This is a genomic window from Calothrix anomala FACHB-343, assembly GCF_014696435.1.
Lineage (GTDB): Bacteria > Cyanobacteriota > Cyanobacteriia > Cyanobacteriales > Nostocaceae > Aulosira > Aulosira anomala_A.
On record NZ_JACJQG010000002.1, the window covers coordinates 160541 to 177045 of the forward strand.

General features: G+C 39.8%; 10 protein-coding genes. 8 read left to right on the forward strand and 2 right to left on the reverse strand.

Annotation, left to right across the window (positions count from 1 at the left end; all coding sequences use genetic code 11):
- Positions 1-1259 precede the first annotated feature (1259 nt).
- From H6G08_RS01500 to H6G08_RS01530, 7 genes are all read left to right on the forward strand, one after another.
- Positions 1260-2432 (forward strand): glycosyltransferase family 4 protein, encoded by a 1173-nt coding sequence (locus H6G08_RS01500; RefSeq protein WP_190538532.1) that lies wholly within the window; start codon positions 1260-1262, stop codon positions 2430-2432.
- A gap of 30 nt (positions 2433-2462) precedes the next feature.
- Positions 2463-3689, forward strand: a complete 1227-nt coding sequence (locus H6G08_RS01505; RefSeq protein WP_190538533.1) for a glycosyltransferase — start codon at positions 2463-2465, stop codon at positions 3687-3689.
- Positions 3690-3880: 191 nt separating this feature from the next.
- On the forward strand, positions 3881-4546 hold the full coding sequence (locus H6G08_RS01510) for an exopolysaccharide biosynthesis polyprenyl glycosylphosphotransferase (protein WP_277877786.1): 666 nt from the start codon (positions 3881-3883) through the stop codon (positions 4544-4546).
- A 490-nt stretch (positions 4547-5036) separates the two neighbouring features.
- A complete protein-coding gene (locus H6G08_RS01515) occupies positions 5037-7223 on the forward strand; it encodes a GumC family protein (protein WP_206758291.1) in 2187 nt (728 codons plus the stop codon).
- A gap of 97 nt (positions 7224-7320) precedes the next feature.
- Positions 7321-8865, forward strand: coding sequence for an O-antigen ligase family protein (locus H6G08_RS01520; RefSeq protein ID WP_190538536.1), 1545 nt, complete (start codon positions 7321-7323; stop codon positions 8863-8865).
- Between the two features lie 90 nt (positions 8866-8955).
- Positions 8956-10365, forward strand: coding sequence for an oligosaccharide flippase family protein (locus tag H6G08_RS01525; RefSeq protein ID WP_190538537.1), 1410 nt, complete (start codon positions 8956-8958; stop codon positions 10363-10365).
- A 495-nt stretch (positions 10366-10860) separates the two neighbouring features.
- Positions 10861-12303, forward strand: coding sequence for an FAD-dependent oxidoreductase (locus H6G08_RS01530; protein ID WP_190538538.1), 1443 nt, complete (start codon positions 10861-10863; stop codon positions 12301-12303).
- A 487-nt stretch (positions 12304-12790) separates the two neighbouring features.
- Here the strand turns inward: H6G08_RS01530 and mutL are convergent, their stop codons facing one another.
- Positions 12791-14473, reverse strand: a complete 1683-nt coding sequence (mutL, locus tag H6G08_RS01535) for a DNA mismatch repair endonuclease MutL (protein ID WP_190538539.1) — start codon at positions 14471-14473, stop codon at positions 12791-12793.
- Between the two features lie 158 nt (positions 14474-14631).
- Here mutL and H6G08_RS01540 point away from each other — a divergent pair, with 158 nt between their 5' ends.
- Positions 14632-14967, forward strand: a complete 336-nt coding sequence (locus H6G08_RS01540) for a rhodanese-like domain-containing protein (RefSeq protein ID WP_190538540.1) — start codon at positions 14632-14634, stop codon at positions 14965-14967.
- Positions 14968-15310: 343 nt separating this feature from the next.
- Here the strand turns inward: H6G08_RS01540 and H6G08_RS01545 are convergent, their stop codons facing one another.
- The gene (locus H6G08_RS01545; protein ID WP_190538591.1) at positions 15311-16354 is read right to left on the reverse strand and encodes an adenosine deaminase; all 1044 of its coding nucleotides are present in this window, start codon (positions 16352-16354) and stop codon (positions 15311-15313) included.
- Positions 16355-16505: the final 151 nt, after the last annotated feature.

The window sequence follows — 16505 nt, forward strand, 5'->3', positions numbered from 1 at the left end:
TAGACTGCAATGAGGACTCTGTTAGCAGTTTTACTTGAATTGCCGCCTATTCTCAACTCTAAATCAAGAATCTTTGAAAAGTTTTTACAGAAAAATTATGTATAACCATTGTTCTTACTTGTTTGCGCACCCAAAAACAAAAAATTCAATGAGCGATCGCTATATCTGTATATGTGCTGATTTCGGTAAGTTACTGGCTAACTACGCAAAATTACTATGTCGTTAATTTTATCGGTTTCTTTTCTACTGCTTTCACACTCTAGATAGATGAAATCGATTTACTCCTATCCTTTGAGATCCAGTGAAAGCCCAGAATTGAAATTCCAAAATACTTTGAAATTAAACAACTTTTTTGATGCGTTTTTGTTTGCTCAGTAAATTCTCCTACACTGCACTAATAGCATATCAATATAATTTTGGCAATTACTCATCAGCTACTTTCACTGCCTATATCCTTATTTACCCTAGTTGATGAAAATTAGCAGCAAGTTGTCAAAACATGACAAAAACCGATCTAGAGATTTTATGGATAACAAACCGATAAAGGAGAATTTCTGGTAACTTAGAATCTTCATCTGTCCAAAATTTGATGTTGACCGCGTTCTTGATGAAGTAGAGATAAAGTCCGCTCTTGTAATTAAGCGTAATTCTTTACAGAAAATTAATATAACCTATTGCCAAATTAGGGTTTATACTGTCCATTTTTTTTCTATTACTGGGCTTCACGGAAATTTTGCAATCATACAGTGTTCATTTAACATTTACTTCAAATAATTATCCGTAGATCCGATATACTGAGGTTAAGCAAGATTTAACCTAATAGCCAGCATTCGTTAACCTTTATTTAACTTAATGCTAAAACATCTGGTGAGATTTATGTTGGTTCCCGTATTTTTTGTATTCAGCATTACTCTTACCATTGGCAACAACACAGTCTTGTAACCCCTATTAATAAAGTGTCGGCAATTTCAGGAGGCGAAGTGGGTTTATCTGAGTGCATTTACCAAGTTTGTCAATCCAGGATTAAGTCATCAATTGAGGATATAGGTGCTTCTTGTGATCCGAAGATGATTCCTCTGCAACTTAAATAAGTAAGTGGCATGATTCAGGCAAGTTCAGACGCCCAGCATCCCAATTTGTAAAAAAGATCCAAAAGCGCGATCGCCAACTGGTAAAAATGCTAACAAATCTCTGCATTTGCCAGATGACCCGCTTCATTATTCTTGCTTAACAATCCATCATTCAATTCAGTAAAAACCATGAAAATAGCTGTCATAGGTGCAAAAGGTCTTCCTCCCAAACAAGGTGGTATTGAACATTACTGCGCAGAAGTATATCCACGCATAGTTGCCAAGGGTCATTCTGTTGATTTGTTTGCTCGTTCCTCAACTACAGATTCATCTCCCTTCTCAGAATACGACTATGAGGGCGTGCGCGTAATTTCATTACCTTGTCCAAGCGGTAAAGGGTTAGATGCTTTCTTTAGTTCCATGTTGGGAGCCATGATGTCTGTTGGCAACCGCTATGACATCGTACATTTTCATGCGTTAGGCCCATCTTTATTTACTTGGATACCAAAGCTTTCCTTATCTACTAAAGTTGTCGTTACCTGTCAGGGATTAGATTGGCAACGCAATAAATGGGGCAAGTTATCTAGCAACTTAATTCTGCAAGGAGAGAAAGCTGCTGTCCGTTTTGCTGATGGACTGATTGTCGTTTCCGAAGAATTACGTTCTTACTTCCGCCAAACCTACGGTAAGCAATCTGTATATATTCCCAACGCCGCAGCAACTTACGGCGCATCCGATCCTACCTTTGCTTATGGCAAGTCTTTAGGCTTAACCGCAGGGCGCTATGTTTTATTCTTGGGCAGACTAGTTCCAGAAAAATGCCCCGACTTACTAATTGAAGCATTCAAAAAACTCAAGCCTGCAGGCTGGAAACTGGTATTAGCTGGAGGAGTCAGCGATACCAAAGAATTTACCGCCCAAATGTTGCAGCAAGTAGCAGATGACCCCGATATCATCTTTGCTGGTGAATTAAGAGGCGCGCGTCTGTGGGAAATCGTCCGTGGATCTGGTTTATTTGCCTTACCATCCGACCTAGAAGGTCTACCTTTAGCGATGTTAGAGGCTATGTCACAAGCAATCCCAGTTCTTGCTAGCGATATTCCTCCACATCAACAATTGGTCAGTACTAATAGAGGGGTAATGTTCCGCGCCGGTAATATTGACTCTTTAGTACAACAAATGGATTGGGCAATTCAGCATCCCCAAGAAATGAAACAGATGGCTGAGAATGCTCAACGAAACGTGCAAGTTAACTATAGCTGGGAAAAAATTACAGCTGACAATCTGAGCCTTTACGAGAACTTATTAAGTTCTCCCGGTCAACGCGCAGGTGGCAAACTCGTGACGACGAAGCTTTCTTAAAATCACCCACTATAGTCAAGGAATTGAATCATGCATCAGCCAACTCTCACGATTTTCTATCAATTTAATCCCTGGAACCCCACCATTGGCGGTATTCAGACTTGCATTCGCTACATTCTCAAGTATGCGCCTAAGGATATCAATATTCGCCTCGTAGGTACTGGTAATGGCGATCCAAAAATGCCTATAGGTGAATGGCATGAAGCAGAATTATTTGGCAGAAAATTTTTGTTCATGCCTTTGATTGAACTGAAGAATGACAACTTTCGTGGTTTAGTGCCCACAACTGTTAAATATACAATGGCACTTTTGGGGCGTGATTTTTCTTCTGACTTTTTGCAATTCCATCGCATAGAAGCATCATTAGCTAGCTCTAGCTGGTCTGGTAAGCGGATATTCTACATTCACAATGACATCGACCAGGAAATGAAGGGCACCAACCAAGGTGGCGGTATTCTCTGGCGGCATATTCCTTGGGCTTATTTTGCACTAGAACGCAGATTAGTCAGAAAGTTTGATCGCATTTTTTCCTGCAACACCAAAGCTGCCAAGCAATATAAAGAACGCTATCCCTATGTTGCAGATAAAGTATCTTACTTGGTGAATACAGTAGATAGCGATATCTTCTATTCTGTCTCTGCCGAAGAACAAGAACTAGGCAGAATCAAGCTAACACAAGACTTAGGACTGTCAACAGATACTCGTTTCATCCTGTTTGCTGGTCGTCTGCATCCACAAAAGCAGCCCTTACTCTTAGTCCGCACATTCGCAGAACTGAATGAGCCAAATACTCACTTATTGATTGTCGGACAAGGCGAATTAGAAGAAGATGTACGTGCGGAAATTGCTCGGTTAGGTTTAACCGATCGCGTAACCATCTTCCCACCACTAGCACAAACAGAGTTAGCGAACTTATATCGAGTTTCTCAGATGTTTGTGTTAACCAGTGCCTATGAAGGTTTATGTCGCGCCAGCATTGAAGCATTGGCTTGTGGCACCCCTGTAGTCACCACTCGCGCTGGAGAAACACCCAACTTTTTGAGTGCTGATAGCGGCATTGTGGTGGACGAACAAACCCCAGAAGCGATCGCCTCTGCCTGGAAACAAGTATTAATCAATCCCAGCAATTATCCTTCAGAAGCATGTGTGCGCGTTGTCAAACCCTATGATGCCCGTCATGTTGTTAATGGTATTTATACAGAGTTGCTGGAAAACTGGAAAGATGGACAGGGTGAGTTGTTAAACGCTTACGCATAAATCTAGAGCTAATCTCAGCCTTTTTGACATCGTGGTAGCTTATTCAGTTTCAATAGTTCATCTAGGCTGATATCTGCAAAAAAACGCCACATCAGGGTGCAAACTTATAAGTCAGGAGTTGACAAAGTTTTTTTACCTCTAGGAGAACTTCAGCCATTGCGCTCATATCTAACAAACCCTTAGTTACTGTCTTGCCGGAAAAATCAATGCAGATTAACTTTACAGATCTTCCTCATTTTCAACAACGGGTACATCCTTCAGCTAACTCTTCACTCAAGCGATTAATTGATATTGTTGGTGCTTTCATTGGTTTAGCGATTACAGCTGTTATTGCTATCCCAATTGCGATCGCCATTAAACTTGATAATCCCGGCCCGGTTTTTTACAGTCAAACTCGCTGTGGCTTAAACGGCAAAACCTTCCGCATTTGGAAGTTTCGCACTATGAAAGTGAATGCCGACCAAATGAAGCATTTAGTCCAAAATCAGGCTAAAGGTAACATTTTTAAGAATGACCAAGATCCGCGCATTACCCGTGTTGGCTCGTTTCTCAGACGTACCAGCTTGGACGAGTTACCGCAATTTTGGAATGTTTTGCAAGGTGATATGAGTCTGGTTGGTACCCGTCCGCCCACAATAGATGAAGTAGAAAATTACGAGCCGCATCACTTCCGGCGGTTGTTGGTAAAACCAGGAATCACAGGTGAATGGCAAGTCAATGGGCGTTCTAAAATAGAAGACTTTGAAGATATAGTCAAGCTAGATCTAGCTTATCAGTCTAAATGGTCTGTAGTTTACGACCTGTTGTTAATTCTCAAAACGCTGCAAGTAGTATTAAATCGCGATGGAGCTTACTAATAACTGCAGTTCAGCATCTTTGAGAAACTAAACTACATTATTCATCGTCGAATAAATATTGCTCAGAGTGCAAATCAGCATTATTTAAATCCACAATATGTCTTTACAAGATTTTGTTTAAAAAGGCAACTCAAATGTTATACACTTTCCTTAAGTAAGATAGTTACTTGTCCTCAACTGGTCTTCAATACTCAGTTTGGCAAACTGTCAGGTTAGCCAGATACAACCTTCTTGTGGCAAGGCTGATTGGTTATCAGGGTGAAATCTAAACAATAAATACAATTTGCAGACCTTGCCAAAGATGAGTCATAACTAGTCTAACTGGATCTCATCTGAAGATTGTGAAGAGGATTAATAAAAATAATTACCAAAACGCCATCGGACATCCAGTCTACTATAAATAATTGGTAGTTAATAGTCATATATCTGTAATATTGAAAAGAGATAATCTAGTTAAGTTGGTGAATATAAAACATTGGCAGGTAAATTAATGGGTAAAGCTGTTCTTCCGTTATCTTATATAACCGCACTGAAGCGACATGCTTGGTTAGCTTCATCAACGTTTGTATCTGTATTAATAGGTGTAACAGCAATTAGTTTAGCTATTTCACCTCGATTGTATGAAACCTCAGCTAGACTGATGGTTGGTCAAAAAGAAGTAGGGATCTCAGCTTTAGGGCAAGAACTAACAAATATCAATAACCAATCGCCTAGTAAAGCAGCCGATCCAGTAGCAACTCAAGCTGAACTAGTTAAATCCCAGCAAATTCTTCGTGGTGCTTTAAAAAGAGCTTTAAGTGAAGGTAAAATCCCCATTGAAAAGCTACCCACATTAGAAGAATTAAAAGCAGGCATTAAGGTAGAAATTGTACCTGCAACTAGCATTTTAGAAATTAGTTATACTAATTCCGACCCAAAAGTTACTGCAGTTATCCTCAATCAAATTGCTAAATTAGTTATTGCTGAAAATACAAAATTAATTAGAGCAGAAGCTACCAGCCTGCGCAACTTTTTAGAAGGGCAAATTCCCGAACAACAGAAAAGACTACAAAAAGCAGAACAAGCTGAAAGAAGATATCGGGAAGCCTATAGCTTTGTTGCTTCTAACACTCAAACTGAAAGTTTAATTGAAAGCTTATCATCCTTAGAAAATCAAGAAAGACAACTCCGCGCTCAATTGCAGCAATCGAGACAACAAGAGGCATCATTGCAACAAGTCGTGGGTGCAAACAACCCCACAGGGGCATACATAGTTAATAGAATTGGACAGGATGAACAGCTTAAAGAATTAAATAAACAAATTACTGCTACCGAAGTGGCAATTACTAGCGCCCGTACTCGCTGGACAGATGAACATCCAGAAGTCTTAACACTCATCCAAAAGCGAGACGAACTGCGCGCTCTTTATAATCAACAAATATCACAAATAGTTCCCGCAAATCAAACTGTTAATTCTAACGAAGTAGCTGCTAACCAGTTAAGCCAAGATTTAATATCTCGCTATATCTTAGTTGAAAGCGAACGTAAAGGCTTAGAAGATAAACTCCAGGTAGTGCAGCGAGATGTAGAAGCTTTGCGATCGCGTGTTGCTAAAATACCCGTATCGCAACAGTCACTAGTGGCACTGACTCGCGAACGAGAACAAGCTGAAAAAGCCTTGAAAACACTCGATGACAAACTAGAAGAAGCGCGGATTGCAGAAGGACAAATTCTCAGCAATATCCGGATTGTTGGCGAAGCAGAAATTCCTACAGATCACGTTTCACCAAAACCTTTGGTGATTGTTATTCTCAGTACTGTAGTTGGGATCATTGCTTCTGCCCTTTTAGTCTTACTCCTAGAACTATTGCAATCCAAGCTGCGCGATGCAGATGAGGTAGAAGCTTGGCTAGAGACTCCTGTACTTGGAGTATTACCCAAACTGAATCCCAAAACCTTCAATTTGGCAGCATTAGACTCTTTATTAGATAATGCTGAGTATGTAGAGCCATACCGCATGTTGCTCAAAACCTTAGAATCTTTAGGTAAAGAGCAATCAAAAATCATCGTTGTCAGTAGCGTTGGTTTTGGTGAAGGAAAATCTTCAGTAGCGTTGCATTTAGCGGCTGTTGCTGGCATTTTGTCAAGACGTACATTAATCGTCAGTGCAGACCTGCAGCATCCCATATATCATAATCTTTTGGATGTACCTGCTTACCCAGGATTAACAGAGGTTGTGACTGATAATTTACCGTTGTTAGATTTAGTTAAATCAACCTCAATTCCTAATTTATCAGTGCTACCTTCAGGGAGAATTCCTAGCCGTCCATCGACAATTATTGAAAAAATGTCGATGGATAGAATTTTAGAAGAAGCCGCGCAACATTTTGATTATGTAATTGTTGATGCTTCACCTATAAGTAGTAATGCTGATGCCGCAACCTTAAGCCAGTCGGCAGATGGAGTGATTTTAGTTGTTAAACCCAACTCCACCTCCAAAAATGCAGCCCTCAGAGCTATCTCTGATTTACAAAAGAGTGGTTCAACTATTCTGGGTGTAGTGATCAACGAAACTGTATTACCAGTTGAAAAAGAACTAGCTGTACTCACACCAGTTGATCAACATCAGCAGTTACCACCAGCTGAAAGTTTCTTTTCTGGTTCCATAGTCAAAAACACTAGCAACAGTCTTCGCTAGTTAATGGTGAATTTTTTCAATTTCATTATCTGAGATCGCCAGATCGCCAAAGGTGCATTTACTTTTTCTTTTAAGAAAAACATCAAACTAACAGAAGATGGCAATAGATCGAGGCAATAATCTGATTTCTTTTCCTACAATTTTGCTGAGTATTGTAGGAATTTTGTTAAGTATTATTTTTGGTGTAGTCGCAAATCTCCAACCTTTATATATAGCTTTATTAGTTGTATTGATTGTTGCCGTTTCGGTTACTATTAACTTCTTTAAAAATTTTGAGCAAACCCTTTTAGGTTTATTAATTCTTCGTAGTGCTTTAGATGCATTTTCTGACCAACAAGTACCTGCGGTATTTGGTCTAGGTCTAAATATTTTGGCATTGCTTTATGTAGGAAATTGCTTAATAGCCAGAAAAAAGGTGCAAACCGATGGATTCTGGTGGTTTCTTGCTGGATGGATTGCATTGCAAGCCGTATGGGTGGTTTTACAGAAACTAGGCGGGCTAGGTCTTGGGCCCTCATACTTTCCAGGAGCATTACGGGAATGGGTGCGAATGTTTTCTGGATTAATGGTTTATCTCCTAGTTATGCAGATGAAGGAAAAAGTACCTCCCATCAAGGTAGTTTCTAGCTTATTTTGGAGCTTAGTAGCGCCATTAACAGCAGCAACCTTACAAATTACTGTTCCCCCATCCAAGTTACCCTCTTTCTTAGTATTTCAAAGCGGATATGCTATTGAAGCCGGATCGCGGATGAATGGAACTCTCGGACATCCAAATGCATTTGCGACATTTACCTTGTTTTTTCTAGGCCTGGGGCTATGGAAAATGGGAGAGGTCAAGCAACGTATACCTTGGATGATTTTAGTGACAGCGCTGGCTTTTTTCTTAGTTAGTAGTAAATCATTGACTGGGTTAACAATGCTGGTTGCTTTCATCCCAGCATTTTTGGCACCTAAACTAAATATAGCCAATATTATTAGTGCTGTTGTGCTATTTGGTATAGTTTTTTACTTATTTGCTGGCTCGGAAATGGGGCAAGAGCGGCTGCAATCCTTATATGGTACACCACTCTTAAATCCAAATATTGATACATCTAGAGCAATATTATTACAATGGACTGACGGTAATAGTTTTAATTGGCGTGTTGCTCAGTGGACGTTTTTAATCAACAGATGGCGAGATGCACCACTTTTAGGATATGGATTAGACACATCTCGGTTTTTAACTCCTCTGGCTAGCTATTCTCATAATGACTACATTCGCTTTTTAGCTGAAGAAGGAATTTTAGGATTTAGCCTATTTTTGATTTTTATTTTTGCAGTATTTTTCCGTCTAATTCAACTAGCTTACTCCGTTCCTTCTGGTTCTGCTAAACGCAATCTCTGCTTTGCCATGCTAGCGTTTTTCATATCCATGCTAGTAGGGATGATAGCTGGAAATGTTTGGAGTCACACTACTATGTTCTTCTATTGGTGGACTTTATTAGCAGTTGCTGGCTGGGATTGGGATAAACCTGTAAATGTGGAAGATGATGCCAGTTCTGCTGCACAAAACCAGTCAAAATTCAATCATCCAAAGCCAAAAGATTTGACTGCTCAAAAAAATTCATTTCGCCGTCAATTACCACGCAGAAGATTAGGTTAAATCTTCAAAAAATTTATCAGTTTTTAGCTTTATATTTGTAACCATTAGCACTATGTTCCTTCTGTAAGTAAACAAAATTTTCGATCATAAATGTCCCAATCAAAAGATATTAAAGGAAAAATTATTCGGGGTGGTGTCTCCATGACACTTAGGCAATTACTAGTCGCAGCACTTTCAATGGTGAATGTGCTAGTAATTGCCCGAATGTTAGGCCCAGGATTATACGGTGTTGTCACTATTGTTTTAAGTATTTTTTATTTCTTAAACCAAGTCTGTCGCTTTGGATTGCAGGTTTATTTGGTACGCCAGCCAAATCTTACAGATGAAGAGCCGATACAAATCCAAGCATTTTATAACTTTCTTGGCATAGTTATTTGTGCGGCGTTGTTTTGTATTGCTCCGCTTATTGGTTGGTGGACGAAGGAGCAAGAAGTAACTTATGCATTACAAGCCATCTTACCTGCACTCTGGATGGATATGGTCAGTCGGGTGCCAACTAGTATGTTGGAGCGAGAACTGAGTTTTGACAAAGTGGGATTGCTAGAGGCAGTTTCTAAAGTTGTGTTGTATGTTTCGGCAATACCTTTAGTATTAATCGGCTGGGGTTATTGGGGCCCAATTATTGGCACTGTTTTAGGTTATTTAGTACAGCTGATAATGGCATATTATTACTATCCTGTGCCTTGGCGCTGGCGCTGGCAATGGAAGGTAGTGAAACCTGCTGTAAATTATGGACTTACCTATTCTGGCTCGGATGCGATTTTAAATCTCCGCAGATTAAGGCTACCTTTGCTGGTAAGTCGTTTAGGAGGTACAGAAGTCGTTGGTTATATCAGTATTGCGATGCGATTGGCAGAACAGTTGGCAATCCTGCGGTTGGTGGTACGTCGGATGTCAATTAGTGTGATGGCAAAATTAGTAGATAAGCCAGAGCAAACACGCAATGCTATTAGTAAAGGTATGACATACCAAGCACTTTTAATTGGCCCAATTTGTGCTGCTTTTTCTTGTACTTCTGCTTGGTTAATTCCGTTGATGTTCTCCAAAGAATGGTTAATCAGTGCCCAAATCTTTCCTTTTATTGCTGTCGGAGTATTAGTAGGAGCAATTTTTGAATTGCATACATCTAGCTTGTATGCTGTGGGACGTAACTACGAAATTGCTCAACGCAATGCCTGGTATGTAGGTATTCTTTGGTTAGCAACTATAATTTTCCTACCTTGGATGGGTTTATGGGGATACGGTTTGTCAGAAATTCTGGCTTTACCTACTTTTTACTTGCTTCATACCTCAATTGTGAGGTTGTTCGGTTCTCCTAATTATTGGGATTCTTTTTGGATCACCTTAGTATCGACAATTTGTATGTTTGCAGGGGTTTTCTTACCGCCAATTGCGGCTGTAGGCTTACTGGTTGTTAGTTATGGGGCAATATTTATTTATTGTCCCGGTATCCGCAAGATTCCTGTGGATCTCTGGGCGGCGAGGAAAAAAGTTGCTTAAACAAGCTATTCTGCGTTTAAGTTGCACAATCCATCGTGAGGGCTGTTGACAGTTAACAGTTAACAGTTAACAGCCCATATAAATAGTTATGTAATTTAGATGCGCATCAGCTTAATTTTTGTCAAGCCTGCAGGTGTTCAATCTGCAGGCTTTTTCGTTTGAGATTGATGATTAGCGTAGACGCAAAGCGTTGTTAGCGTGTCGTTAGACATCGCTTGTGCTGATACCAATTTACAGCAGTTTTCACCTATTTGAACCACATCTATCGTAGGGGCACGGTACCGACAATCTGTTGGTACATACAATAATTTTACTAATGCCGTGCCCCTACAGCGTGGTCTATTTACCTGAAAATAGCTGTAAGTAGTGTTTGCAGCAGATCAATCATAGAGGGCATGGCATTGCCATGCCCCTACCATCTGTCGCATTCTTTTTTCAATTTGGTATGAAAACTAGCTACAATTAAACTTTGAGTGAAAATTAATTGCTATAACAATGAATCACTCCTACAGAAAAAATGTTGTCATTATTGGCGGAGGCCCTGCGGGATTAGGGGCCGCTTTAATGCTAGCCAAAAGAGGCTGGAAAGATATTACAGTTATTGAAAAAAGACCATCAGCAGATTACTACGAACCAGATAAATCTTTTAGTTATCAAATTGATGGAAGAGGGCAGAAATTAACCGATTTATTAGACATAACTACCAAAATTGCCGATTTGAGCGTGCCTAGTAATGACTTTTACTTGACTCTGATTCAAAAAGACGGCAAACGCAAAACAACAAAATTACCTATTGTCGATTCTAAACGTAAAATGGCTTATTGGTTGCCAAGAGCGTCTTTTGTTCAAGTACTTTATCAAGAAATTCAACAACATTGGCAAGATGCAATTCAGGTTTTATTTAATATTGAATGTATAGAAATTAAACAGAATTTAGATCGGTTAGAGATTATTACACAAAGTAAAAATCAGGAGCAACTAATCTTTGTTCCTAATCTGTTACTAGGTTGTGATGGATTAAACTCTATTGTGCGTGAAACTCTGCATCAAATGTCAGAGCGATCGCATTTATTTGATATGCAGAAATTTCCTTCTCCTAGCGCTGGTTTAAAATACAAAGTTCTCAGTTTACCGCCGCAATTTCCTTTATCAGAACAACCAGGAGATATATCGCAATCTACAATGGCTTATGCCATTAGGTCTAATTTTCAAGGGCTGAAAAAAGCAATTTCTCTTGGTTTATTACCCTTAAAAAATCAGGATTTTCCCAGAACTGCAAATATTATTGCTTATCCAGATCATCAAATATGGCAGTTAAAAACTAAGGAAGAAGTTGCAGATTTTTTTAAACAAGCATTTCCTCAAATACCTATAGAAAAAATTATTTCTCCTGAAGAAATAGATAGATTTACATCTAGTGAAGGTGGTAAGTTTCCGATACCGCAATATTGTGAGGGATTGTATAAAATTTTGGGTAACCCTGATAACAATGAAGGCACAGCCGTAATTTTATTTGGTGATGCGGTTCATTGTTTTCCCCCTGATATTGGACAAGGAGTAAATTCTGCTTTGGAAGATATTTATGTTTTTCAGGAAATATTAGCTGATACTCAAGATAATTTATCTCAAGCCCTTCCTCAATATCAAAAAATACGCCAACCGGATGTGCAAGCTTTAATTCGGTTAGTACAAATTAGTTATCCTTGGCAATATAATCAAGACCCTTTACAAAAACGTTTATGGAGTCTGAATTTATTTTTGCGTTTAGTTTTGAGTAAGTTGTTACCTTTTGTATTTCATCCTCATTCTTTTGTACTGATTCAAAATCATGAACTATCTTACTCAGAAATTGTGGCTAAAAGTAACCGCACTACTCAAATTTTGTTAATTTTGACAGTTTTGACAATATTAATTTTCATGGGGAGTTTTCTACCTTGAAAATAGGGGCTAGGGGCTAGAGGCTAGGGGCTAGGGGAGAGAGATTTTGATATTTGGTTGTGGATTTTACTGTGAGGGGCTGATTTGAAATTCAATTTAATCCTTAGTATTGCGCGATCGCTTGTTCTTCCCCTAATGTTGAATTTGAAATCAATAGCAATTTGATTTGCTATGCTCCTCAATTGCAACAAAAGAGGATACATCTGGTGAATGGTAGGTTTGACCCCACAATACCAATACAAACAGTTCTCTGGCATACCCAATATACCGCCCCCAGGCTGGAAGCCTGGGGCTATCAGTACGAAGCCTGCCAAAGCAGGCTTTGTTTGATTAGCCGCACCCTTCTAGGGTGACGGCGGGATTCTGGAATCAGCGAGGGGTTGTACTCTAGGTTTAGCAGTAGTATCCTTTAAAAAGTTAGGGATCTGATTTTTCACGAATGATTTAGGGCTGCTAGGAATTGACCAAAAATCTCTGCTTCTAAAAATTAAATTCCATGACTCTTACCAATCACCCAATTTCTCCGGAAAAATCTTGCTAAGGCAGATTCTTCTAATGATAAATAAATTGGTCTGCCATGAGGACAGGTGCGAGGGTTACGAGTACGTTGCCATTGATCTAAAAGTGTTTGCATTTCTGGCAAACTCATCGGTGTACCATTACGAATAGCGCTGCGACAAGCAACTGCTACTTGGGCTGTTTGTAAATCGCCGCCTAAACTTAGTTCTAAAATTGCATCGGCACAATCTTCTCTATGCTGCAACATTGCAGGTATATTTCTGACTGCCCAAAGTTGTTCGCCAAAGGGTTCTATATCTAAATTTATACGTTGTAATTGTGCTACTTGTTTTGGTGATAATTGATAAAGAATGATTGCCGGTTCAACAGGAATTAGTTGCCAATCATCGCATAATTGTTCATACAAAACTCTTTCATGGGCAATGTGTTGTTCTACTAACCAAAGTCCTTGAGGATGTTCCACTACAATATATGTATTGCTAACTTGAGCAACAGCTTTTAAAGAATAAGGATTGCTGATTTCTGCGTTCTGATTGTTATCGCCTTCACCGGGATTTTTGGGATGAAAATTGTAACCGCCTTTGGCTTCTGCGGCTTTGAGTAATTTACTCACACGCGATATATGAACCGACTCTTTAATATTAGCGGAACTGAGGCGGAGGGCTTGCTCAATTGCTTGGTTAACTTGTTCTTGCCAATAGGTGACTTCGTTGAGGTATATTTCTGTTTTGGCGGGGTTGCGATTCCAGTTAATTTGATCGGGAGCAATGAGCAGATGTAATAAACATACTGGATAGCGATCGCGTGGTAATGTGCGATGAAATGCTGTTAAAATCGTTTGCTCTAGTTCTGGAGACTTCACCATCCGCCCGTTAAAGGCTACACGTACCCAGTCTGGACGATGGCGATGACAGCGATCTGGCAATCCTACCACTAATAAAAGTTCGGAATTCTCCGGTTGGGGTATAGCTAATTTCACCTCTTGCAAATCGGCTGCTTTAACTTGGGGGATAAACTGAGGCAATAATTGTTTTAGCGATGTCGCCGGATAGATAGCGAACCATTCACGGTCATTTTGGCGAATCTGCCAGTTAACATGGGGATGACATAGAGCGATTTGCTGAATTGTGGCTTGTACGGCTTTCATTTGCTGGGCTAGGGCTGGTAAACCCTGACGCCGGGCTGGACAATTAGCAAATAAATTGGAGACTGTGACTACTGTACCAGGAGCGATCGCGGCAATTTCTACTCGTTCTGCTTTCCCGGCTTCACTATAAGTTACCCGCCAGCCAAAATTCTCATTTGCGGGACGACTTAAAATTTCTAAACTTGCTAAATTGGTCAAACTATGCAGTGCTTCCCCACGGAAACCTAAGCTGCTAATTTTCCATAAGTCTGCACTACTATAAATCTTACTGGTGCTATGTGTAGTAGCGGCTTTTTCCAAGTCTTCTAAGTTCATTCCGCAACCGTTGTCAGCTACGGTAATTCGCCACTGTTGCGGCCATAAAGAAACGACAATTCGCGTTGCGCCAGCATCTAAGGAATTTTCTACCAATTCGCGCACGACAGCAGCCAAAGAGTCAATTACCTCTCCGGCGGTAATTAGATATACTACTTCTGTTGGTAAAGCGTGAATAGTAGATGTCATAAATTACAGTGTAGGCGAATAGCCAACCACTGAATAGAATATGCAATTTTGATTACTACTTTCAAAGAATTTTTATTAATTGTAAAGAAATGTCGATTGAAATTAGATTTTTGATAGATTGCTTTTAAGGTTATTAAGCTTATAAGCGGAAAATGCCGATGAGTAACAGTTTAGCCACGGATGCCCACGATTTAAAGCTGCGTCTAGAATGGGGACACCCAGCTTTAACAATTATTGATGTACGCGATCGCCAAACATACAATCAAGGCCATATTAGCGGCGCAATACCCATCCCTTTGAGTGAACTAGCGCAAAGAGCTAAAACTTCTTTGCATACACAACGCCATATCTATGTTTATGGATCTGACGATCAACAATCAGCTAGTGCTACTCAAACACTCAAAGCGGCTGGGTTTGCAGAAGTTTCTGCTATTCTAGGTGGTCTTGCTGGCTGGAAAGCTGCTGGCGGCGCTACAGAAGGCCCAGGAGCTTAATTATTGTTTGTTAATATTGTTTGGTTTCTGTGTACTGTACGTTGTACAGTACAATTTTTTTTCGATATTAAATCACAAAATTATTCGATCACTCTAAGTAATACCAATTTAAATAATGTTTGCGGCACATCAATATATTCTAAAGGGCATGGCAATACCATGCCCCTAACATCTGTCGCCTTCTTTTTTCAAATTAAAGGTTTGTAGTGAGGACTTTAGTTCGCAAATAAGGAATTCAGTCCTAATAACGTTTCTGGATGAAGATACGCTTAATTAGCCTACGAAGGTAGGCTTTGTTTATGTAGCCCCACCCTTATAGGGTGAGGGCGAATATAACGCAACTTTACTCTCTCATTGCTAAAACTTTGGGTAATTCCGGCTTTAACAATCCATTCAATAATGATGCAGGATGTTCGCTATGAGGCCATGCAAAAGCATGACGAAACGCCGCATCTTGACAAGCTTGCAACTGTTTAAAGTTAATAATGTCGTATGTCAAAAGATTTTCATACTCAAATGGCAAACGTACATTATGCAACCCGGCGTTATCAGTACAGATAGCAATATCTACCCCAGTTTCAAAACAACGGTCAAAAACTAACTTCAGTTGACGTATATCTTGTAAAGTTCCAGTTTTGAGGTAAGTTGTGGGACAAACTTCTAAACATTGTCCCCTTTGAGCGACAGATGGTAACAACTCAGGATGCAGTAATGGTATTTGGATTCCGTGACCAATCCGTTTGAGATATGGTAAAAGTTCTGTGTAACAACCGGCGGTGGTTTCATAAAGATGTCCTGTAGTGTTAATCCCTAGAGAACAAGCATATTCATACAGGCTAATCCATTCTTCCATGCGCTCGGCATAGTAGCTATCACCGCCAGCGATATCTACGCCACAAACATACTGTTTGTTTTGCGCCGCTAAGTCAACAATTGCTTTATTAACTTCATAGGGTAGGCGCGAGTGCATACAAAGAATTTGGCTAGTGACAATGGGATATTCTTCTATCTGACTAGCACGCCCTACAACCTCAACAATTTCTGCCATCTTATCAATTCTGGCGGATTGATTTAGATGTTCTGGCGTGCGGAGATAGGGAGTGTAGCGTAGTTCTAAATAAGCCAAATTCTCAAATATATAAGCACCCCGTAATAGGCGATAAATAAAGTAAGGTAAGGTTTCTACAGTCTGTACGCTTTCTACTAGGGTATGCAATTCTAAATACTCATCTAGGGTGTTGCGTGGTCTAGTATAAAAGTCTTCAAATTCTGGATAATCAGCAAATCGGGAAATTAACTCTGATGCATGTCTCTCGAAATATCGCCATAACACACGAGGTACTACCGAACCGCCCAAATGCCGATGCAATTCAGCGTATAAAGCCATAGTGGTGTTTTCCGGAGAAATTTTAATAATCTTAACAATAGGATAGCGAAAAAAAATCTTTGTCTGTAGGAATATTCGTAAAGGTATTGTTAATTTATGACATTGGGTATGGGGCATTGGGCATTGGGCATTGGGCATTGGGCATTGGGCA

Excerpts from the sequence above, each read along its gene's own strand:
- H6G08_RS01500 (WP_190538532.1), top strand. The coding sequence starts at position 1,260 with ATGAAAATAGCTGTCATAGGTGCAAAAGGTCTTCCTCCCAAACAAGGT.
- H6G08_RS01505 (WP_190538533.1), top strand. The coding sequence starts at position 2,463 with ATGCATCAGCCAACTCTCACGATTTTCTATCAATTTAATCCCTGGAAC.
- H6G08_RS01515 (WP_206758291.1), top strand. The coding sequence starts at position 5,037 with ATGGGTAAAGCTGTTCTTCCGTTATCTTATATAACCGCACTGAAGCGA.
- H6G08_RS01520 (WP_190538536.1), top strand. The coding sequence starts at position 7,321 with ATGGCAATAGATCGAGGCAATAATCTGATTTCTTTTCCTACAATTTTG.
- H6G08_RS01525 (WP_190538537.1), top strand. The coding sequence starts at position 8,956 with ATGTCCCAATCAAAAGATATTAAAGGAAAAATTATTCGGGGTGGTGTC.
- H6G08_RS01530 (WP_190538538.1), top strand. The coding sequence starts at position 10,861 with ATGAATCACTCCTACAGAAAAAATGTTGTCATTATTGGCGGAGGCCCT.
- mutL (WP_190538539.1), bottom strand. The coding sequence starts at position 14,473 with ATGACATCTACTATTCACGCTTTACCAACAGAAGTAGTATATCTAATT.
- H6G08_RS01540 (WP_190538540.1), top strand. The coding sequence starts at position 14,632 with ATGAGTAACAGTTTAGCCACGGATGCCCACGATTTAAAGCTGCGTCTA.
- H6G08_RS01545 (WP_190538591.1), bottom strand. The coding sequence starts at position 16,354 with ATGGCTTTATACGCTGAATTGCATCGGCATTTGGGCGGTTCGGTAGTA.